Source organism: Enterobacter cloacae complex sp. ECL414 (assembly GCF_021869685.1).
Taxonomy (GTDB): Bacteria; Pseudomonadota; Gammaproteobacteria; order Enterobacterales; family Enterobacteriaceae; genus Enterobacter; species Enterobacter kobei.
Genome location: NZ_CP091481.1, coordinates 4,676,531 through 4,698,056, shown reverse-complemented (window position 1 = coordinate 4,698,056; position 21,526 = coordinate 4,676,531). Strand labels below are relative to the sequence as shown.

17 protein-coding genes and 1 riboswitch are annotated in these 21,526 nt (G+C 55.8%); of the genes, 10 read left to right on the top strand and 7 right to left on the bottom strand.

From position 1 onward, the window contains the following. The first annotated feature begins 94 nt into the window (after positions 1 to 94). Together metF and katG are read left to right on the top strand one after the other, a co-directional pair. Positions 95 to 982: a methylenetetrahydrofolate reductase gene (metF, locus tag L3068_RS22630; RefSeq protein ID WP_023331596.1), complete on the top strand. Its 888-nt coding sequence runs from the start codon at positions 95 to 97 to the stop codon at positions 980 to 982. Positions 983 to 1,130: 148 nt separating this feature from the next. After that, positions 1,131 to 3,311, top strand: coding sequence for a catalase/peroxidase HPI (katG, locus tag L3068_RS22625; RefSeq protein ID WP_023331595.1), 2,181 nt, complete (start codon positions 1,131 to 1,133; stop codon positions 3,309 to 3,311). A gap of 92 nt (positions 3,312 to 3,403) precedes the next feature. Here katG and gldA read toward each other — a convergent pair whose 3' ends face one another. The 5 genes from gldA to argE form a co-directional block, all read right to left on the bottom strand. Next, positions 3,404 to 4,507, bottom strand: coding sequence for a bifunctional L-1,2-propanediol dehydrogenase/glycerol dehydrogenase (gene gldA / locus L3068_RS22620; RefSeq protein WP_214602881.1), 1,104 nt, complete (start codon positions 4,505 to 4,507; stop codon positions 3,404 to 3,406). Between the two features lie 12 nt (positions 4,508 to 4,519). After that, on the bottom strand, positions 4,520 to 5,182 hold the full coding sequence (gene fsa / locus L3068_RS22615; protein ID WP_023331594.1) for a fructose-6-phosphate aldolase: 663 nt from the start codon (positions 5,180 to 5,182) through the stop codon (positions 4,520 to 4,522). Between the two features lie 128 nt (positions 5,183 to 5,310). Beyond that, positions 5,311 to 6,072 (bottom strand): AraC family transcriptional regulator, encoded by a 762-nt coding sequence (locus L3068_RS22610; protein WP_117582070.1) that lies wholly within the window; start codon positions 6,070 to 6,072, stop codon positions 5,311 to 5,313. Positions 6,073 to 6,127: 55 nt separating this feature from the next. Next, positions 6,128 to 8,779 (bottom strand): phosphoenolpyruvate carboxylase, encoded by a 2,652-nt coding sequence (ppc, locus tag L3068_RS22605; RefSeq protein ID WP_014885691.1) that lies wholly within the window; start codon positions 8,777 to 8,779, stop codon positions 6,128 to 6,130. A gap of 271 nt (positions 8,780 to 9,050) precedes the next feature. Continuing rightward, a complete protein-coding gene (gene argE, locus L3068_RS22600) occupies positions 9,051 to 10,202 on the bottom strand; it encodes an acetylornithine deacetylase (protein ID WP_117582068.1) in 1,152 nt (383 codons plus the stop codon). An 88-nt stretch (positions 10,203 to 10,290) separates the two neighbouring features. On the opposite strand from argE, the gene argC reads away from it, so the two are divergent. The 4 genes from argC (at position 10,291) to oxyR (ending at position 14,760) form a co-directional block, all read left to right on the top strand. Continuing rightward, entirely contained in the window at positions 10,291 to 11,295 is a 1,005-nt protein-coding gene (gene argC / locus L3068_RS22595; protein ID WP_047625605.1) for an N-acetyl-gamma-glutamyl-phosphate reductase, read from the top strand. Between the two features lie 6 nt (positions 11,296 to 11,301). Next, on the top strand, positions 11,302 to 12,078 hold the full coding sequence (gene argB / locus L3068_RS22590) for an acetylglutamate kinase (RefSeq protein WP_086527814.1): 777 nt from the start codon (positions 11,302 to 11,304) through the stop codon (positions 12,076 to 12,078). Between the two features lie 77 nt (positions 12,079 to 12,155). Continuing rightward, positions 12,156 to 13,529 (top strand): argininosuccinate lyase, encoded by a 1,374-nt coding sequence (gene argH, locus L3068_RS22585; RefSeq protein ID WP_117582066.1) that lies wholly within the window; start codon positions 12,156 to 12,158, stop codon positions 13,527 to 13,529. A gap of 313 nt (positions 13,530 to 13,842) precedes the next feature. Continuing rightward, complete coding sequence (gene oxyR, locus L3068_RS22580) at positions 13,843 to 14,760, top strand: DNA-binding transcriptional regulator OxyR (protein WP_014885686.1); 918 nt, start codon at positions 13,843 to 13,845, stop codon at positions 14,758 to 14,760. Here the strand turns inward: oxyR and sthA are convergent. After that, positions 14,743 to 16,143 carry a Si-specific NAD(P)(+) transhydrogenase gene (gene sthA / locus L3068_RS22575; RefSeq protein ID WP_014885685.1) on the bottom strand — a complete coding sequence of 467 codons (1,401 nt, stop codon included), beginning with the start codon at positions 16,141 to 16,143 and terminating at the stop codon, positions 14,743 to 14,745. The two genes, oxyR and sthA, sit on opposite strands and share 18 nt — an antisense overlap. A gap of 196 nt (positions 16,144 to 16,339) precedes the next feature. Between sthA and fabR the strand changes: the two genes are divergently transcribed. Further along, the gene (gene fabR / locus L3068_RS22570; protein ID WP_008501784.1) at positions 16,340 to 16,978 is read left to right on the top strand and encodes an HTH-type transcriptional repressor FabR; all 639 of its coding nucleotides are present in this window, start codon (positions 16,340 to 16,342) and stop codon (positions 16,976 to 16,978) included. Positions 16,979 to 16,987: 9 nt separating this feature from the next. Then, positions 16,988 to 17,347 (top strand): YijD family membrane protein, encoded by a 360-nt coding sequence (locus tag L3068_RS22565; RefSeq protein ID WP_008501783.1) that lies wholly within the window; start codon positions 16,988 to 16,990, stop codon positions 17,345 to 17,347. A gap of 56 nt (positions 17,348 to 17,403) precedes the next feature. Here L3068_RS22565 and trmA read toward each other — a convergent pair whose 3' ends face one another. Further along, the gene (gene trmA, locus L3068_RS22560; RefSeq protein WP_023338877.1) at positions 17,404 to 18,504 is read right to left on the bottom strand and encodes a tRNA (uridine(54)-C5)-methyltransferase TrmA; all 1,101 of its coding nucleotides are present in this window, start codon (positions 18,502 to 18,504) and stop codon (positions 17,404 to 17,406) included. A gap of 104 nt (positions 18,505 to 18,608) precedes the next feature. After that, a riboswitch (cobalamin riboswitch) is annotated at positions 18,609 to 18,784 on the top strand. A 66-nt stretch (positions 18,785 to 18,850) separates the two neighbouring features. Between trmA and btuB the strand changes: the two genes are divergently transcribed. Both btuB and murI read left to right on the top strand, forming a co-directional pair. Beyond that, on the top strand, positions 18,851 to 20,701 hold the full coding sequence (gene btuB, locus L3068_RS22555; RefSeq protein WP_014885683.1) for a TonB-dependent vitamin B12 receptor BtuB: 1,851 nt from the start codon (positions 18,851 to 18,853) through the stop codon (positions 20,699 to 20,701). After that, on the top strand, positions 20,646 to 21,497 hold the full coding sequence (gene murI / locus L3068_RS22550) for a glutamate racemase (RefSeq protein WP_014885682.1): 852 nt from the start codon (positions 20,646 to 20,648) through the stop codon (positions 21,495 to 21,497). The genes btuB and murI overlap by 56 nt, the downstream gene beginning before the upstream one ends. Positions 21,498 to 21,526 lie beyond the last annotated feature (29 nt).

Genomic DNA, 21,526 nt, shown 5'->3' with positions numbered 1-21,526 from the left:
CCTCCGCTTTTCCGTCATTTTTACATCTGGACGTCTAAACGTATAGAAGTTCACAATACAACAAACAATGACACGCGACAGATAGAGGTAAGGTATGAGCTTTTTTCACGCCAACCAGCGGGAAGCACTGAATCAGAGCCTGGCCGAAGTAAACGGCCAGATTAACGTCTCTTTTGAATTTTTCCCGCCGCGCACCAGTGAAATGGAGCAAACCCTGTGGAGCTCTATCGATCGCCTGAGCAGCCTGAAGCCAAAGTTTGTCTCCGTGACCTACGGTGCGAACTCCGGCGAGCGCGACCGCACGCACAGCATCATCAAAGGCATTAAAGACCGTACCGGTCTGGAAGCTGCGCCGCACCTCACCTGTATCGACGCCACCCGTGACGAGTTACGTGCCATTGCCCAGGACTACTGGAACAACGGTATCCGTCATATTGTCGCCCTGCGCGGCGATCTGCCGCCGGGAAGCGGTAAGCCGGAAATGTATGCCGCCGACCTGGTCGCGTTGCTGAAAGACGTGGCCGACTTTGATATCTCCGTCGCCGCGTATCCTGAAGTTCATCCGGAAGCGAAAAGCGCCCAGGCGGACCTGCTCAACCTGAAGCGTAAAGTGGATGCGGGTGCCAATCGCGCGATTACGCAGTTCTTCTTTGATGTGGAAAGCTACCTGCGTTTCCGTGACCGCTGTGTGTCCGCGGGCATCGACGTTGAAATTATCCCGGGGATCCTGCCGGTCTCTAACTTCAAACAGGCGAAGAAATTTGCTGATATGACCAACGTGCGCATTCCGCTGTGGATGTCCAAAATGTATGAAGGGCTGGACGATGACCCGGAGACCCGCAAGCTGGTGGGCGCTAACATCGCGATGGACATGGTGAAGATCTTAAGCCGCGAAGGGGTGAAGGATTTCCACTTCTACACGCTCAACCGCGCGGAAATGAGCTATGCCATCTGTCACACCCTGGGCGTTCGTCCGGCATAAAAAAATAGAAAGCCCTTATAAAATGAGGGCTTTTTAATCAAACAGATAGTTAAAAGGTATTAACTATCGAATCTGTGGATTATTTCAACTATATCTTATTGCTAGTGGTGTATATCGTAACGGTAACACTGTACAAGGGAGCATAGCGATGAGCACGTCAGACGAGACCAATAACGCAGCATCAGCCGGCAAATGCCCGTTCCATCACGGCGGCGCCGATCACAGCGCGGGAGCAGGTACAAGCAGCCGTGACTGGTGGCCAAAGCAACTCCGCATTGACCTTCTTAACCAACATTCCAACCGTTCTAACCCGCTGGGTGAAGACTTCGACTACCGCAAAGAATTTAGCAAACTCGACTACTCTGCCCTCAAAGGCGATCTCAAAGCGCTTTTAACCGACTCTCAGCCGTGGTGGCCTGCTGACTGGGGCAGCTATGCTGGCCTGTTTATTCGCATGGCGTGGCACGGCGCGGGTACTTATCGCTCCGTTGATGGACGCGGCGGGGCAGGACGCGGTCAACAGCGTTTTGCACCGCTGAACTCCTGGCCCGATAACGTCAGTCTGGATAAAGCGCGTCGTCTGCTGTGGCCGATCAAGCAAAAATATGGGCAAAAAATTTCCTGGGCTGACCTGTTCATCCTGGCGGGGAACGTGGCGCTGGAAAACTCCGGTTTCCGCACCTTTGGTTTCGGTGCCGGTCGTGAAGACGTCTGGGAACCGGATCTGGACGTGAACTGGGGCGATGAAAAAGCCTGGCTGACCCACCGTGACCCGGAAGCGCTGGCGAAGCGTCCTCTGGCCGCAACCGAAATGGGCCTGATCTACGTTAACCCGGAAGGGCCAAACGCCAGCGGTGAACCACTGTCCGCGGCGGCAGCCATCCGCGCGACCTTTGGCAATATGGGCATGAACGACGAAGAGACCGTGGCGCTGATCGCCGGTGGTCATACCCTCGGTAAAACCCATGGCGCAGGTGAAGCCACACATGTGGGCACCGACCCTGAAGCCTCACCGATTGAAGCGCAGGGCCTGGGCTGGGCGAGTACGCACGGTACAGGCGTTGGTGCAGATGCCATTACGTCCGGTCTGGAAGTTATCTGGTCACAAACTCCGACCCAGTGGAGCAACTACTTCTTCGAGAACCTGTTCAAATATGAGTGGGTCCAGACCCGCAGCCCGGCAGGTGCCATTCAGTTTGAAGCCGTGGATGCGCCAGAAATTATGCCGGACCCATTCGACCCGTCGAAAAAACGCAAACCAACGATGCTGGTCACCGACCTGACGCTGCGTTTTGATCCGGAATTCGAGAAAATTTCTCGCCGCTTCCTGAACGATCCGCAGGCTTTCAACGAAGCCTTTGCGCGCGCGTGGTTCAAACTGACTCACCGCGATATGGGGCCAAAAGCGCGGTACATTGGTCCGGAAGTGCCGAAAGAAGATCTGATCTGGCAGGATCCGCTGCCTCAGCCGGTGTTCAATCCTTCGAAAGAAGACATTGAAAGCCTGAAAGCGGAAATCATTGCCTCGGGTCTCTCCGTGAGTGAGCTGGTTTCCGTTGCCTGGGCGTCTGCATCGACCTTCCGCGGTGGCGACAAGCGTGGCGGCGCCAACGGTGCGCGTCTGGCGCTGGCGCCTCAGCGCGACTGGGATGTTAACGCCGCTGCCGTACGTGCATTACCGGCTCTGGAAGCCATCCAGCGCACCACCAATAAAGCCTCCCTGGCCGATATCATCGTGCTGGCGGGCGTGGTAGGCGTTGAGCAGGCGGCAAAAGCGGCGGGCGTTTACGTTACTGTACCGTTCACGCCGGGCCGCGTGGATGCGCGCCAGGACCAGACGGATATCGAGATGTTTAACCTGCTCGAGCCGATTGCCGATGGCTTCCGCAACTACCGTGCGCAGGTGGATACGTCAACCACCGAATCACTGCTGATCGACAAAGCGCAGCAGCTGACGCTGACCGCACCCGAACTGACGGTTTTGGTCGGCGGTCTGCGCGTACTCGGGGCAAACTTCGATGGCAGCAAGAATGGCGTGTTCACCGACCGTGAGGGCGTGCTGAGCAATGACTTCTTCGTGAACCTGCTGGATATGAATACCCAGTGGAAGGCGACCGACGACTCAAACGAGCTGTTTGCCGGTAGCGATCGCGCCAGTGGCGAAGTGAAATACACCGCGACCCGCGCGGACCTGGTGTTTGGTTCAAACGCCGTCCTGCGCGCGCTGGCTGAAGTCTACGCCAGCAGCGATGCACACGAGAAGTTTGTGCGTGATTTTGTTGCCGCCTGGGCGAGAGTGATGGATTTGGATCGGTTTGACGTGAAGTAACCAGTGTGCCGGGTGGCGGCTACGCCTTACCCGGCTTACAAAAGCGTGTCATTCGTAGGCCGGGTAAGCGTTAGCGCCACCCGGCTTTTTTATTACTCCCACTCCTGCAGGAACAGCTGTCCATACTGGTCAGCCACCAGCAGCGCCGCATACACCTGATCTGGCGTTACTCCGCCCGGCATGTTGTGAATAGTTTCCCCTTCTGCACAGGACGCTTCTGCGATCAGCCGCATTTTGGCCGGAATATCCTCTTTAATATTCAGCTGCGCCAGCGTGATCGGCAGTCCCACGCTGTGGCAAAGCGCCGCGACGGTCTCTATTTCTTCTACCGGCGCATTTTCGAGCACCAGCTGCGTCAGCGTACCAAACGCTACTTTTTCACCGTGATAGAAGTGATGCGCATCCGGCACCGCCGTCATACCGTTGTGAATCGCATGTGCCGCAGCCAGTCCACCGCTTTCAAAACCTACGCCGCTGAGATAGGTGTTGGCTTCGATAATGCGCTCCAGCGCAGGCGTTACGACATGCTGTTCCGCCGCCAGCATGGCTTTCTCACCCTCTTCAAGCAGCGTGTTGAAACACAGCTCCGCCAGCGCGAGTGCCGCCTGCGTGCATTTACCGCCCGCCATCGTCGTGGCACCGCTACGCGAGCAGGCGCGCGCTTCAAACCAGGTCGCAAGCGCATCGCCAATCCCCGCGGCAAGCAGACGAGCCGGCGCACCCGCGACGACTTTGGTATCCACAATCACCATGTTCGGGTTGTGCGGCAGCATCAGGTAGCGATCGAACTCGCCGCTGTCGGTATAGATTACGGAAAGTGCGCTGCACGGTGCATCGGTGGAGGCAATGGTCGGGGCAATCGCAACCGGCACGTCCATAAAGTGTGCCAGCGCTTTGGCGGTGTCAAGCGTCTTCCCGCCGCCGATACCCAGCACGGCCAGACAGTCGGCGCTATCGGCCAGTTTTTTCAGACGATCGATTTCATTTTGTGAACATTCGCCACCAAACGGTGCGATTTCTGCATGCAGCTCTGCGTTTTTAAAGCTCTGGCGCAAGGTTTCTTCAGCAAAACCCAGCACAAATTTATCGCCGACAACCAGCCAACGCGTTGCCAGCGGTTTCAGGTAGTCGCCGAGACGGGTAAGCACATCAGCGCCCTGGATATATTTTCCGGGCGATTGAATGATACGGTCCATAACATTTCTCCCTTAGAGGTTGAGGTTACCAAACGCGTTTTTCCAGTCCTGCTCGAACTTCTCTATGGCTGACTCTACCGCCGGCGTGCCGAGCATTTGTTGCGCTACATCTAAAGGAAGCGTGATTGCCTCGCATCCGGCCAGCAGGCAGTCCAGCGCCTGACGTGGCGTTTTGAAGCTGGCGGCCAGCACCTTGCTCTCAGGGGCATGCATTTCCAGAAGAGACTGCAGCTCCTGGACCATGCGGATACCATCACTGCCCTGGGCGTCGACGCGGTTCACATACGGTGCGACATACGACGCGCCCGCCAGTGCAGCCAGCAGACCCTGTGCGGCGCTGTATACGGCCGTCCCGAGTGTAGTGATCCCCTCGTTTTTCAATGCCTTAATCGCTACAAGTCCTTCTGCCGTTACCGGAATTTTCACCACGATATCCGGCAGGGCATTACTGAGACGTTTGGCTTCCGCCACCATTCCCCCGGCGTCACGGCTCATGGTCTGGGCAAACAGAGTGCCCCGGGGACCGATGGCTTTTTGCAGGCGCGGCAGCACGCTCCAGATGGACTCCCGGCTGGCGGCAATAATGCTCGGGTTAGTGGTCACACCCGCGATCGGGAATACCCGCGCCAGACGCTCAACTTCCGCCACGTTGGCGGTGTCCAGGTACAGTTCCATTATTTTTCCTTAAGTCAGAAAGGTTGAATAAAGGATAAGGCGCGGCAGAGTACGGCGGATACAGGTCAATTTTGCCAAATACTGGACAAATGTAATGTCCTTAGTGAAGTGAGAGAACGATCACAATGCTATTTTTTGGCGATCAGCTGGCTGTGATACTGACGACGATATTCGGAAGGGGAGCGCTCGGTGTGCTTACGAAAGAGACGGCAAAAGTAGTTGCTGTCGGTAAATCCGCAGCGTGCGGCGATATCTTTAATTTTGAGGTCATAGCCTTTCAGCAGCTGGCGCGCGTGTTCCAGACGGGTCTGCGTCAGGTATTCATTGAACCCGACGTTCCCGGTCTTCTGAAAAAGGTGAGAGAGATAGTTAGGGGAAATATAAAATTCCCCGGCAACGGAATCCCGGGTCAGCGCCGAGGCATGCTTTTCGTCAATAAAGCGACGAACGGCTTCGAATAATGCGCGACTGCGGCTATCAGTGTGGATATCACTGCCAAGCAGATCGCGGCAGTGGCTGAGCAGACTTAATATCACCAGCCTGGCCGTGTCCTGCTCAGTTGGCTGCATCTGCAGCTCATTGAGCGTTTGCAGGAGAAACGCGCCCGTCCGGGGCCCTCTTCTGGCAATCTGCTGCTGTTGTATAAGAGCGTTACCCCGGTAGAGCTGAAGCGTCAGCTGCTGTTTGCCGAAGCTTATTCTGAGCGAGTTTGAAGAATGCAGCGGGACGTTCCCGGATGCGGAAAAGAAGGCTTCGCAGCGGATTTCCAGGATAACTGAGAGACAAGGTGATGTGCGGTTATTCTCGGCAGGCGTGACAAAATGCACTAGATCCAGGGGGAATGCGCCTTTAATCAGAGCCGTGAGGATGTGCGTAATATCGTGGAACATGTTTTGGATACCGGGGTATTGCCGGGTGGGCGCAAGCACCCCCCGGCATAGCCGATTAGCCCGTGTTACGCATACCCGCCGCAACGCCCGCAATCGTCACCATCAGCGCCTGCTCAACGCGAGGATCCGGCTCCTTGCCTTCTTCTTCCGCCAGACGAGAACGGTGCAGCAGCTCTGCCTGCAGGACGTTCAGCGGGTCGGTGTAGATGTTACGCAGCTGGATAGACTCGGCGATCCACGGCAGGTCCGCCATCAGGTGTGAGTCGTTGGCGATATCCAGCACCACTTTGATGTCGCCTTCCAGCAGTTCGCGCAGCTCTTTACCCAGCGCCCACAACTCAGGCTTAACAAGACGCTGATCGTAGTATTCCGCCAGCCACAGGTCAGCTTTCGAGAAGACCATCTCCAGCATACCCAGACGGGTAGAGAAGAATGGCCAGTCGCGGCACATGGTTTCCAGTTCGTTCTGTTTACCGTCTTCCACCACTTTCTGCAGCGCGGCACCGGCACCCAGCCAGGCAGGCAGCATCAAACGGTTCTGCGTCCAGGCGAAAATCCATGGAATTGCGCGCAGTGACTCTACGCCGCCGGTCGGGCGACGCTTCGCCGGACGCGAGCCCAGCGGCAGTTTACCCAGTTCCTGCTCAGGTGTTGCCGAGCGGAAGTAAGGCACAAAATCTTTGTTTTCACGCACGTAGCCACGGTACAGATCGCAGGAGATCGCCGACAGTTCGTCCATGATATGGCACCAGGACGCTTTCGGCTCCGGCGGTGGCAGCAGGTTTGCTTCCAGAATGGCGCTGGTATAAAGCGACAGACTGCTGATGGTCACTTCCGGCAGGCCGTATTTGAAGCGGATCATCTCACCTTGCTCGGTCACGCGCAGGCCGCCTTTCAGGCTGCCCGGCGGCTGCGACAGCAGTGCCGCGTGTGCAGGCGCGCCGCCGCGGCCGATTGAGCCACCGCGTCCGTGGAACAGCGTCAGCTCAATACCGGCTTTCTCGCAGGTTTTGATCAGTGCATCCTGCGCCTGATACTGCGCCCAGGATGCCGCCATCACGCCCGCATCTTTGGCGGAGTCGGAATAGCCAATCATCACCATCTGCTTGCCCTGAATAAAGCCGCGATACCAGTCGATGTTCAGCAACTGGGTCATCACGTCGTTGGCGTTGTTCAGGTCATCGAGGGTTTCAAACAGCGGCGCCACCGGCAGGGCATAGTCGATGCCCGCTTCTTTCAGAAGCAGATGAACGGCCAGCACGTCGGACGGGGTCTTCGCCATGGAGATCACATAGGCGGCCACCGATCCTTTCGGTGCGTCCACGATCGCTTTACAGGTGTTGAGCACCTCGCGGGTTTCGTTGCTTGGCTCCCAGTTGCGCGGCAACAGAGGGCGCTTGGAGTTCAGTTCGCGGATCAGGAATGCCTGTTTGTCGGCTTCGGACCAGCTTTCATAGTCGCCGATGCCGAGATAGCGGGTCAGTTCACCCAGCGCTTCGGTATGGCGGGTACTTTCCTGACGTACGTCGATACGCACCAGCGGCACGCCGAAACATTTCACGCGGCGCAGGGTGTCGAGCAGTTCGCCGTTAGCGATGATGCCCATCCCGCAGGCCTGGAGTGATTTATAACAGGCGTACAGCGGTTCCCAGAGCTGTTCGTTCTGGCTGAGCAGGCCTTCCGGCTTCGGCAGACGCTGGCCTTTCAGGCGCGCTTCCAGCCAGGCCTGAGTCGCCATCAGCTGACCGCGCAGTTTTTTCATCAGGAAACGGTACGGCTCGCTGGCGCCTTCTTCACCGGCCAGCGCGCGCAGTTCCGGCGTCGCTTCGACCATCGACAGTTCGGAAATCAGCACCTGAATATCTTTCAGGAACAAATCGGTCGCTTTCCAGCGGCTCAGCAACAGAACGTGACGGGTGATTTCCGCAGTGACGTTCGGGTTGCCGTCGCGGTCACCGCCCATCCAGGAGGTGAAGCGTACCGGCACAAAGTCGACCGGCAGGCGGTAGCCGAGGTTCTCTTCCAGCTGTTCGTTCAGCTCGCGCAGGTAGTTCGGCACCCCTTCCCACAGGCTGTTTTCCACCACCGCAAAGCCCCATTTGGCTTCGTCGACCGGGCTGGGGCGTTGCTTACGAATTTCGTCGGTATGCCAGGACTGAGCAATCAGCTGGCGCAGACGGCGCATCAGCTGGTTGCGTTCATAGTCGGCGATGTCTTTGTTATCCAGCTGCTTGAGGCAGTTGTTCACTTCCACCATTTTGTGGATCAGGGTACGACGGGTGATCTCGGTTGGGTGAGCGGTCAGAACCAGCTCCAGCGAGAGAGACTCCACCGCTTTTTTGATGGTGGCTTCGGTGAGATCGGGCTGGTCTTTCAGTTTACGCAGCGTACGGGCAATCACTTCCGGGTTGCTGGCAGCTTCGCCATTAGGCGAAATGCTGTGGTATTGCTCAGCGGTGTTGGCCAGGTTCAGGAACTGGCTGAAGGCACGGGCAACGGGCAGCAGCTCATCGTTGGAGAGGTTCTGCAAGGTGGTGAGCAGTTCCTGACGGCTGGCCTCGTTACCGGCACGGGAAGATTTAGACAGCTTGCGGATGGTTTCAACACGTTCGAGGATGTTTTCCCCCAACGCATCTTTGATGGTATCTCCAAGCACTTTGCCGAGCATACTGACATTACTACGCAACGCGGAATATTGTTCGTTCATAAAAACCCAGTCACCCCATCATTTTTGTTTATGCCCATGCGAAAATCTGCTGGACAATATTTTGTCATCTCCCTTTATAAAGCCACGTAAAACCCCCGTCGTCAATTGCTGCGAAAACGGTTCAGCAAACGAATAAATGCGGGCAATTTACGAAATTTAATTCGCATTGCGTCAGATAAGAGATGCTTATGGGAATGTGACGGAGATCATGCGATTTGTTGCCCTCACTCTAACCCTCTCCCACCGGGAGAGGGTTAGAGTCGGTGCGGTTTTAATGCCAGCAGAAGTGGTGCACAACCTGGGTAATCAACTCGCGAGTGTGCTTGATGAAGCGGGTTTCCAGATACTCATCCGGCTGGTGCGCCTGGTTAATGGAGCCAGGGCCAAGGACCAGCGTCGGACACAGCGTCTGAATGAACGGCGCTTCGGTGCAGTAGTTCACCACGTCGGTTTTTTCACCAAGCAGTTTTTCCACCACTTCAACCAGCTGGTGATCCGGAGGGCACTCATAACCCGGGATCGGCGGATGCAGTTCGGAGACCGTCAGGCGGCCCGGCCAGCGCTCGCTCACCGGGGCCAGTGCTTCATTCAGCAAGCCGTCGAGATCGCTCAGCGTCATACCCGGCAGCGGGCGGATATCCATATGCAATTCGCAGCAGGCGCAGATACGGTTGGAGGCATCGCCGCCGTGCAGGCTGCCGAGGTTTAGGGTCGGATACGGCACGGTGAATGCGTCATAGTGATAACGTTCTTTCAGCGAGTCGCGCAGGGTCATGATGCGGCCGATGGCGTCATGCATCAGCTCAATCGCATTTACGCCGCGCGCCGGATCGCTGGAATGACCGGACTGGCCCAGCACGCGCACGGCCGTCGAGATATGGCCTTTGTGCGCGCGAATCGGTTGCAGTGACGTCGGCTCGCCGATAATGGCGCAATCCGGGCGAATCGACGTGTTTTCAGAGAAGTAGCGCGCGCCCGCCATGCTGGTCTCTTCGTCGGCGGTCGCCAGAATGTAGAGCGGCTTTTTCAGTTTTGTCACGTCCACGTCACGCAGCGCGTCGAGGATAAAGGCGAAGAAGCCTTTCATGTCGGCGGTGCCGAGACCATAGAGTTTGTTGTCGTGCTCGGTCAGGGTGAACGGATCGCGGGTCCAGCGGCCATCGTCAAACGGCACGGTGTCGGTATGACCGGCAAGCAGCAGGCCGCCCGCACCGGTTCCGGTGCTGGCCAGCAGGTTAAATTTATGACGGGTTCCGGGGACGGGCTGTACCTCAACGTTAAACCCAAGATCGCTAAACCAACCCGCCAGCAGATTGATTAAAGACTCATTGCTTTGATCCAGCGCTTCTTCCGTTGCACTGATGGACGGTGTGGCAATCAGGGCGCGGTAGATCTCGATAAATGGCGGTAAGTTCATTTTCATTGTTGACACACCTTAGGTCGTGATAGTATCAATATTCATGCAATAAATGTGAATAAAAATACATTAACGTTGAGCATAAAGGAACCCGATGTTGAATACGCTGATTGTAGGCGCTAGCGGTTATGCGGGCGCAGAGCTTGTAAGCTACGTGAATCGCCATCCACATATGACCATAACCGCTTTGACCGTGTCAGCGCAAAGCAATGATGCAGGAAAGTTAATTTCCGATTTGCATCCGTGGCTTAAGGGCATTGTCGATCTGCCGCTGCAGCCGATGTCTGACATCAGTGAGTTCACCGACGGCGTTGACGTGGTGTTTTTAGCCACTGCGCACGAAGTCAGTCATGACCTGGCACCGCAGTTCCTGGCAGCCGGCTGCGTGGTGTTCGATCTCTCCGGCGCGTTCCGCGTTAACGACGGCGCGTTCTACGAAAAATATTACGGTTTCACCCATCAGCACCCCGATCTGCTTGAAAAAGCGGTTTACGGCCTGGCGGAGTGGAGCACAGACAAACTCAAAGAAGCGGATCTGATTGCCGTGCCGGGCTGCTACCCGACGGCGGCGCAACTTTCCCTGAAACCGCTGATCGACGCAGGTCTGCTGGATCTGAACCAGTGGCCGGTGATCAACGCCACCAGCGGCGTGAGCGGAGCAGGGCGCAAAGCGGCGATCTCTAATAGCTTCTGCGAAGTGAGCCTTCAGCCGTATGGCGTGTTTAATCACCGCCATCACCCTGAAATCACGACGCATCTGGGTACGGACGTCATTTTCACGCCGCATCTGGGCAGCTTCCCGCGCGGGATCCTTGAAACCATCACCTGCCGCCTGAAACCGGGCGTGACCAAAGAGCAGGTGAGCGAGGTCTTCACGCAGGCGTATGCGGATAAACCGCTGGTGCGTCTGTATGACAAAGGCGTGCCGGCGCTGAAAAACGTGGTCGGGCTGCCGTTCTGCGACATCGGCTTTGCCGTACAGGGCGAGCACCTGATTGTGGTCGCTGCAGAAGATAACTTACTCAAAGGCGCTGCCGCACAGGCAATGCAGTGTGCAAATATTCGTTTCGGCTTCCCTGAAACGCAGGCTCTTATTTAAGGTGTGATGATGAACCCATTAATTATCAAACTCGGTGGTGTACTGCTGGACAGCGAAGAAGCGCTGGAGCGTCTGTTTACCGCGCTGGTGAACTATCGTGAATCACACCAACGTCCGCTGGTGATTGTGCACGGCGGCGGCTGCGTGGTAGATGAGCTGATGAAAGGGCTCAACCTGCCAGTGAAAAAGAAAAACGGCCTGCGCGTCACGCCCGCTGACCAGATTGACATCATTACCGGTGCGCTGGCGGGAACGGCGAACAAAACGCTGCTGGCATGGGCGAAGAAACATCATATCGCCTCCGTTGGTCTCTGTCTGGGGGATGGCGACAGCGTAAAAGTGACCCAGCTCGATGAAGAACTGGGCCACGTTGGACTGGCGCAGCCGGGTTCGCCTAAGCTGATTAACACGCTGCTGGAAGGTGGTTTCCTGCCAGTGGTGAGCTCTATCGGCGTGACCGAAGAGGGCGAGCTAATGAACGTTAACGCGGATCAGGCGGCAACGGCTCTGGCGGCTACGCTGGGCGCAGACCTGATCCTGCTTTCCGACGTGAGCGGCATTCTGGACGGCAAAGGCCAGCGCATCGCGGAAATGACCGCGGCCAAAGCCGAACAGCTGATCGCGCAGGGCATCATTACTGACGGCATGATCGTCAAAGTGAACGCCGCGCTGGATGCCGCTCGCACGCTGGGTCGCCCGGTGGATATCGCCTCCTGGCGTCACGCGGAACAACTGCCAGCGCTGTTTAACGGCACGCCGATTGGCACGCGTATTTTAGCGTAATCGATTTAATGTTTTGTAGGCCCGGTAAGCGCAGCGCCACCGGTCAATGAAATTCAAAGATATTAAGGAAGCATGTTATGGCACTTTGGGGTGGGCGTTTTACACAGGCAGCGGATCAGCGGTTCAAACAGTTCAATGACTCTTTGCGCTTCGACTACCGCCTGGCCGAACAGGATATTGTCGGCTCTGTGGCCTGGTCCAAAGCGCTGGTGACCGTTGGCGTGCTGACCGCAGAGGAGCAGCTACAACTGGAAGAGGCGCTGAATAACCTTCTGGAAGAGGTGCGTCTGGATCCGCAGCAAATCCTGCAGAGCGATGCCGAAGATATTCACAGCTGGGTGGAAGGCAAACTTATCGACAAAGTCGGTCAGTTGGGTAAAAAGCTACACACCGGCCGGAGCCGTAACGACCAGGTTGCGACCGACCTGAAGCTGTGGTGTAAAGAGACCGTTGGCGAGCTGCTGGCAGCTAACCGTCAGCTGCAGAGCGCGCTGGTAGAGACCGCGCAGAACAACCAGGAAGCCGTGATGCCGGGCTATACCCACCTGCAGCGCGCGCAGCCGGTGACCTTTGCCCACTGGTGTCTGGCCTATGTTGAGATGCTGGCGCGTGACGAAAGCCGTCTGCAGGACACCCTGAAACGTCTGGATGTCAGTCCACTGGGTAGCGGCGCGCTGGCTGGTACAGCGTATGAAATCGACCGTGAACAGCTCGCAGGCTGGCTGGGCTTTGCGTCCGCCACCCGTAACAGCCTGGACAGCGTCTCTGACCGTGACCATGTACTGGAGCTGCTCTCCAATGCGTCTATCGGGATGGTGCATCTGTCGCGCTTTGCCGAAGACCTGATCTTCTTTAACTCCGGTGAAGCCGGTTTTGTGGAGCTGTCCGACCGCGTGACCTCAGGCTCTTCCCTGATGCCGCAGAAGAAAAACCCGGACGCGCTGGAGCTGATCCGCGGCAAATGTGGCCGCGTGCAGGGCGCGCTGACCGGCATGATGATGACCCTGAAAGGGCTGCCGCTGGCGTATAACAAAGACATGCAGGAAGACAAAGAAGGGCTGTTCGACGCGCTCGACACCTGGCTGGATTGTCTGCATATGGGTGCGCTGGTGCTGGATGGCATTCAGGTGAAACGTCCGCGCTGCCAGGAAGCGGCGCAGCAGGGGTATGCCAACTCCACCGAGCTGGCGGATTACCTGGTCGCGAAGGGTGTACCGTTCCGTGAAGCGCACCATATTGTGGGCGAAGCGGTGGTGGAGGCGATTCGTCAGGGTAAACCGCTGGAAGACCTGGCGCTTGCTGACCTGCAGAAGTTCAGTGCGGCTATCGGGGAGGATGTCTATCCGATTCTGGCGCTGCAATCCTGCCTGGATAAGCGTGCCTCGAAAGGCGGCGTGTCGCCGAAGCAGGTCGCGCAGGCGATTACGGATGCGAAAAACCGGTTGGTTTGATTTGGTTTGAATAGTGCGGGCTGGTGCCCTCACCCCGGCCCTCTCCCATGGGGAGAGGGAGCAAAATGGAGCCTGGCGTAATGCCGGGCTTTTTTGTGCAAAAAAAAGCGGACCACGGGGTCCGCAAAAGTTCACGTTGGCTTTAGTTGTTCGAGTTTTGAGAGAAACTCGATGACGGTGCGGGGACGTCAAGGGTCAAACACGTGCCGCCTCGTCTATGTGGTGTATTATTCAACAGAAAGCTTGATAGGGATAATCGTTCGTTGCTATGCTATCTATCGCCATGAACTATCGTGGCGACGGAGGATGAATAATGAATATTCGTGATCTTGAATACCTGGTAGCGCTAGCCGAGCACCGCCATTTTCGCCGTGCTGCAGATTCCTGCCACGTCAGCCAGCCGACGCTGAGCGGTCAGATCCGCAAGCTGGAAGATGAGCTGGGCGTGATGCTGCTGGAGCGCACCAGTCGTAAGGTACTGTTCACCCAGGCCGGTTTGTTGCTGGTGGATCAGGCGCGCACCGTGCTGCGCGAGGTCAAAGTGCTCAAGGAAATGGCAAGCCAGCAGGGGGAAGCGATGTCCGGCCCACTGCATATTGGCCTGATCCCAACCGTTGGCCCGTATCTTTTGCCGCACATCATTCCAATGTTGCACCAGACTTTCCCAAAACTTGAAATGTACCTGCATGAAGCGCAAACCCATCAACTGCTGGCGCAGCTAGATAGCGGCAAGCTCGACTGCGCTATTCTGGCGCTGGTGAAAGAGAGCGAAGCGTTTATTGAAGTGCCGTTGTTCGATGAGCCAATGATGCTGGCGATCTATGAAGATCACCCGTGGGCGAACCGCGATCGCGTGCCGATGGCCGATCTGGCCGGTGAAAAGCTGCTGATGCTGGAAGATGGCCACTGTCTGCGCGATCAGGCAATGGGCTTTTGCTTTGAAGCGGGTGCCGACGAAGATACCCATTTCCGCGCAACCAGCCTGGAAACGCTGCGTAATATGGTGGCGGCGGGAAGCGGGATTACGCTGCTGCCTGCGCTGGCCGTGCCGCGCGAGCGTAAGCGTGATGGCGTGGTTTATCTGCCGTGCATTAAGCCTGAACCGCGTCGCACGATCGGCCTTGTTTATCGTCCGGGGTCACCGCTGCGCAGCCGCTATGAGCAGCTGGCAGAGGCCATCCGCGGTGCGATGGATGGCCATTTCGATAACGCGTTAAAACAGGCGGTTTAAGCCGTTCAGCGCGGCGACCCGATAGGCTTCCGCCATAGTCGGGTAGTTAAAGGTGGTGTTAACGAAGTACTCAATGGTGTTACCGCCGCCTTTTTGCTCCATAATCGCCTGGCCGATGTGAATGATTTCCGCCGCGCGTTCACCAAAGCAGTGAATGCCGAGGATCTCTTTCGTCTCGCGATGGAACAGGATTTTCAGCGTCCCCACGCTCATTCCGACAATTTGCGCCCGCGCCAGATGTTTAAACTGCGCGCGACCCACCTCATATGGCACTTTCATTGACGTCAGCTGCTGCTCGGTTTTCCCTACGGAACTGATTTCCGGAATGGTATAGATGCCGGTCGGGATATCTTCGATCAGATGCGCCGTCGCTTCACCTTTCACCAGCGCCTGTGCGGCAATACGGCCCTGGTCATAAGCGGCAGAGGCCAGGCTTGGGTAACCAATCACGTCGCCGACCGCGTAAACGTGCGGCAGGGCAGTCTGGTACATGCTGTTGACCTTCAGCTGACCGCGGCTGTCGGTCTCAAGTCCGATATTCTCCAGCTGCAGGGAATCGGTGTTGCCGGTACGACCGTTGGCGTACAGCAGGCAGTCCGCTTTCAGCTTCTTACCGGACTTGAGGTGCATGATCACACCGTCGTCGCAACCTTCAATCTTCTCGTACTCTTCGTTGTGGCGAATCACCACGCCGCTGTTCCAGAAGTGGTAGGAGAGAGAGTCTGACATCTCCTGATCGAGGAATGCCAGCAGGCGGTCGCGCGTGTTGATGAGATCAACTTTGACATCCATTCCGCGGAAGATCGACGCATATTCGCAGCCAATGACCCCTGCGCCATAGATGATGACGTGGCGGGGTTCATGGTGCAGGCTCAGAATCGAGTCGCTGTCGTAAACGCGCGGGTGCGAGAAGTCGACGTCGGCCGGGTGGTAAGGGCGCGATCCGCAGGCAATCACAAATTTTTCGGCGGTGAGGGTCTCCACCGAACCGTCGTGGCATTCAAGTGCCAGGGTGTGTTCATCCACAAAATGCGCGTTGCCCTGCAAAATCTCACAGTGGTTACGCTCATAAAACCCCTGGCGCATGCGCGTCTGCTGGTTAATGACGGTATCCGCATGATTCAGGATGTCGGCAAAGGAGGAACGAAGAAGTCGGGAGTGGTCGCTGTAAAGAGGGTTCTGGTTAAATTCGATAATGCGGCTAACGGCGTGGCGGAGGGCTTTTGAAGGGATGGTGCCCCAGTGGGTGCAACCGCCGCCGACATTATGGTAGCGCTCAATGACCGCTACTCTGGCTCCCTGTTTCACCAGACCCATAGCAGCGCCTTCGCCGCCGGGGCCGGAACCAATAACTATTGCGTCGTAATCGTAGGAATGTGGCATGGTAAGGCTTACCTGTTCTTATACATAAAAGCAACAGAATCATAACATCATTGCCAGGGTAACCCAATTATCGTTGTGCTTTTTTCCGGCAGTGGAGCACAAACCGCACGTAAACAATCATTCACAAAGCCAGGCAAACAGATTAATTTTATTCTCTGGTATAGTGCCAGCAGGCCTTTGGAAGGATTCAACTATCGTGATGGGCGTAAGAGCACAACAAAAAGAGAAAACCCGGCGTTCGCTGGTGGAAGCCGCATTCAGTCAACTGAGTGCCGAGCGGAGTTTTGCCAGTTTGAGCCTGCGCGAAGTCGCACGCGAGGCCGGGATTGCGCCAACGTCCTTCTATCGTCATTTCCGTGATGTGGATGAACTGGGCCTGACCATGGTCGATGAAAGCGGTCTGATGCTGCGCCAGCTGATGCGCCAGGCACGTCAGCGTATCGCCAAAGGGGGTAGCGTGATACGCACCTCCGTGTCGACCTTTATGGAATTTATTGGCAATAACCCCAACGCGTTTCGTCTGCTTTTGCGCGAGCGTTCGGGCACATCGGCGGCGTTTCGTGCCGCCGTCGCGCGTGAAATTCAGCACTTCATCGCGGAACTTGCCGACTATCTTGAACTCGAAAACCATATGCCGCGTGCGTTTACTGAAGCACAGGCTGAGGCGATGGTGACGATTGTTTTCAGCGCGGGTGCCGAAGCGCTGGATGTCAGCATTGAACAACGCAAACAGCTCGAAGAGCGACTGGTATTGCAGCTCAGGATGATCTCCAAAGGCGCGTACTACTGGTATCGCCGTGAACAAGAGAAACTGGCACATCAAACCGAAGAGTGAAGGTGAGTAATGAAACAGTCAGGTCAGGATAAAGGGACGCTGTTGCTGGCATTGATCGCTGGCTTATCCATTAATGGGACGTTTGCCGCTATTTTTAGCTCAATTGTTCCGTTTTCGATTTTCCCGCTTATTGCGCTGGTGCTGACGGTGTACTGCCTGCATCAACGTTACCTGAACCGCACCATGCCGGTGGGGTTACCGGGGCTGGCCGCTGCCTGCTTTATTCTGGGCGTATTGCTGTATAGCACCGTGGTGCGTGCGGAGTATCCGGATATCGGATCTAACTTCTTCCCTGCGGTACTGTCTGTGGCGCTGGTATTCTGGATTGGCTCGCGCATGCGTAGCCGTAAGAGCCAGTTACCAGAGTAATGAATTATTTGTAGGGCAGGTAAGCGAAGCGCCACCTGCCAAAAACGGCCTACAGATTACCGTGCGGTCAGTAAAACGCCGCACTCCATATGGTGCGTATACGGGAACTGATCGAACAGCGCCAGACGTTCAACTTTGTGCGTCTGGCTTAATGTTTCGAGGTTCTTGCACAGCGTCTCCGGGTTACAGGAGATGTACAAAATGCGCGGGTACGCCTGCACCATCTTTTCGGTTTCGCTGTCCAGGCCACTGCGCGGCGGGTCGACAAAAATCGTCTCACACTGGTAGCTCTTCAGGTCGATCCCTTCCAGGCGGTTAAACGCCCGCACGCCGTTCATGGCCTGCGTAAACTCTTCTGCGGCCATACGAATGATCTGCACGTTGTCGATATGGTTAGCGGCAATGTTGTACTGCGCGGCGGCAACTGACGGCTTGGCAATTTCGGTTGCCAGAACGCGATCAAAGTTACGTGCCAGGGCCAGGGAGAAGTTGCCGTTACCGCAGTACAGCTCAAGCAGGTCGCCTTTAGATCCTTCCGTCGCCTTGAGCGCCCACTCCAGCATCTGCACGTTCATCGCTGCGTTCGGCTGAGTGAAGCTGTTCTCGACCTGACGATAAATCATCTCTTTACCCGCCACCGGCAAACGCTCATCGACGTAATCCTGATCCAGCATGATTTTGGTTTTGGTCGCGCGGCCAATCAGGTGGACATTGATGTTCTGCGCACGCAGCGCATCGCGCAGGGCTTCTGCCTGTTCGCGCCATTCGTCGGTCAGCGCTTTGTGGTAGAGCAGAGAGACAATCGCCTGATTGCTTTGCGTGGTCAGATAGTCAATCTGGAACAGCTTATGACGCAGCACCGGATTATCGCGTACACCGTCAATGATCAGGGTCATCAGCTGGTTGATGAGCTCACTCGCCGCCGGGAAACTGTCCACGCGAATGCGGGATTTCGTCTGCTGATCGAAAATGATGTGGTACAGGTCATCTCCGTCGTGCCAGATGCGGAACTCGGCGCGCATGCGGTAGTGGCTGACGGGAGAGCGGAACACCTCGGGAACGGGCGCGTTGAACGGCGTCATCATACTTTGCAGGCGGACGACTTTCTCTGCCAGCTGCGCGTCGTACTGTTCTGTCGGGAGGTGTTCTGGGGTCATGATGCGTCCTGAGTGATAAAGAATTACGCGGGGATTGTAGGCATTGTGCAGGGGATGTCCAGATTTAATGGCTCATAGCTGTCTGGACATCTATACGTGTCTAATTGTAGCATTCTGTTTCCGGTCTCCTGAGAGTGAAAAGGGAATCCAGTGTAATTCTGGAGCTGACGCGCAGCGGTAAAGACTGGCGGGATGAACGTTGTAGACACTGTGAAAATGGGAAGTCTTCATCCGTATAACGCCACCTAGCCCGAAGACCTGCCGGGATCACGTCGCATTTGGTTTCATCATCGCGTGCTATCGATGGGGCCTGCGGCATCCTTCTTATATTGTGGATGCTTTAACAATGATTAAAAAAGTATCGCTGTTGACGGCGCTGTCCGTCACGGCATTTTCGGGCTGGGCGCAGGATAGCGCCGACTCGTTGGTGGTGACGGCAAATCGTTTTGAACAACCGGCAAAAACCGTTCTGGCGCCGACGTCCGTTGTGACGCGAGAAGATATTGAACGCTGGCAGGCAAAGAGCGTTGTGGAAATCATGTCGCGTTTGCCGGGAGTGGACATCGCGCAAAGTGGTGGCCTGGGTGCGACCTCTTCTACTTTTATTCGTGGTACTGAGTCCCGTCACGTTCTGGTTCTGATTGACGGTGTACCGCTGAACAATGCCGGGATCAGCAACGTTCCCGATCTTAGCCAAATCCCCACCTCGCTGATTCAGCGCATTGAGTACATCCGCGGCCCGCGTTCTGCGCTGTATGGCTCCGACGCGATTGGCGGTGTGATCAACATTATCACCGGGCGCGATAAACCGGGCGCGGAAATTTCTGCCGGAGTGGGTTCTAAGGGTTATCAAACTTATGATGGTTCTTTCCAGCAGGTTCTGGATAAAACCAAAATCACCATGGCGGGTAATTACACTTATACCCGTGGTTTCGATATCGGTGCGAAAGATGCTCCGCGTCAGCCGGATCGTGACGGTTTTATGAGTAAGTCACTTTACGGTTCTGTGGAACAGCAAATTACCGATAGCATAAGTGGTTTTTTCCGCGGCTTTGGTTACGACAATCGCACTGCGTATGACGGCTATGACCATTACGATGCTAATTTTGTTGTTGATGGACGACCGGATACGCGCCAACTCTACAGTCAAAATTGGGATACTGGCCTGCGCTACAGTCAGGGGATATTTAAATCGCAGTTGGCCATAGGTTATGGTCGCAGCAAAGATCAGAACTATGACCCGAAGAAAGGGCGTTATTCAGATTCCGCAACGACGGACGATGTGAAGCAGTACACCACACAGTGGTTAAATTCCCTTGAAGTAGGTCATGGTAATATTGGTGCGGGCCTGGACTGGCAGAAACAAAAAACTCAGGCTGGTTCTAGCACTATGGATAATGGCTATGAGCAGCGCAATACGGGCGTCTTCCTCTCGGCGATGCAGCAATTTGACAGCATCACGTTAGAAGCTGCGGCACGTAACGATGATAACTCGAATTTTGGCAATCATGCTACGTGGCAAACAAGTGCTGCGTGGGAGTTTATCGATGGTTACCGGATTATTGGTTCATATGGCACGGCTTATAAAGCACCGACGATGAGCCAGATTCACAGTGAGAAATATGGCAATCCTGACCTTAAGCCTGAAGAGAGTAAACAGTGGGAAGGAGGCTTTGAAGGTCTGACGGGGCCGGTTAACTGGCGCGTAACGGGTTATCGTAACGACATTGATAACCTAATTGGCTACGACGCAAACTACCGGTACTACAATGTGGACGAAGCCCGTATCAAAGGGATTGAAGCCACCGCGCAGTTTGATACCGGTCCGGTAGGGCACCAAATTTCCTATGACTATGTTGACCCACGTAATACTAAAACCAATGAAGTTCTGGCGCGCCGTTCTAAGCAGCAGGTTAAGTACCAGCTTGACTGGCAGGTATGGGATCTCGACTGGAATGTTTCCTATCGTTATTTGGGTACACGCTATGACGTTGCGGTCGATCCGAATACCTATTCTACAGAACGTGTAAAAATGGGTGGTGTCAGCCTGTGGGATGTCGCAGTTTCGTATCCTGTCACCTCACACCTCACAGTTCGTGGTAAAATAGCCAACCTGTTCGATAAAGATTACGAGACAGTTTATGGCTACCAAACTGCAGGACGGGAATACACCTTGTCTGGCAGCTACACCTTCTAATCCGCGTCCCACCGTGCTGGTATTTGATTCCGGCGTCGGTGGGCTTTCGGTCTATGATGAGATTCGGCATCTCCTGCCGGATCTCCATTACATTTACGCTTTCGATAACGTCGCGTTCCCGTACGGGGAAAAGAGTGAGGACTTTATCGTCGAGCGCGTGGTTGAAATCGTCACCGCAGTGCAAAAGCGCTATCCCCTTGCACTGGCCGTCATCGCCTGTAATACGGCGAGCACCGTTTCCCTTCCCGCCCTGCGTGAAAAATTCCCGTTCCCGGTTGTGGGCGTCGTGCCTGCAATCAAGCCTGCGGCACGTTTGACGGCGAATGGCATTGTGGGATTGCTGGCCACGCGAGGTACGGTAAAGCGTCCTTATACCCGCGAGCTGATCGAGCGTTTTGCTAACGAATGCCAGATTGCGATGCTCGGTTCGGCAGAGCTGGTGGAGATGGCCGAAGCGAAATTGCATGGACAGGCGGTATCACTCGACGAGCTGCGTCGTATTCTTCGTCCATGGTTGCGGATGCCCGAACCCCCGGATACGGTTGTGCTCGGCTGCACCCACTTCCCGTTACTACAGGAAGAGCTGTTAGAGGTACTACCGGAGGGAACACGGCTGGTGGATTCCGGTGCGGCTATCGCGCGTCGTACGGCCTGGCTGCTGGAACATGAAGCGCCTGATGCGAAATCAGCCGATGCGAATATTGCTTTTTGTATGGCAATTACGAAAGAGACTGAGCAACTTTTACCCGTTTTACGCCGTTATGGCTTTCAAACGCTCGAAAAACTGGCGCTATAGCACGGTTTTGAGCAAAAAAGAGACGGTTG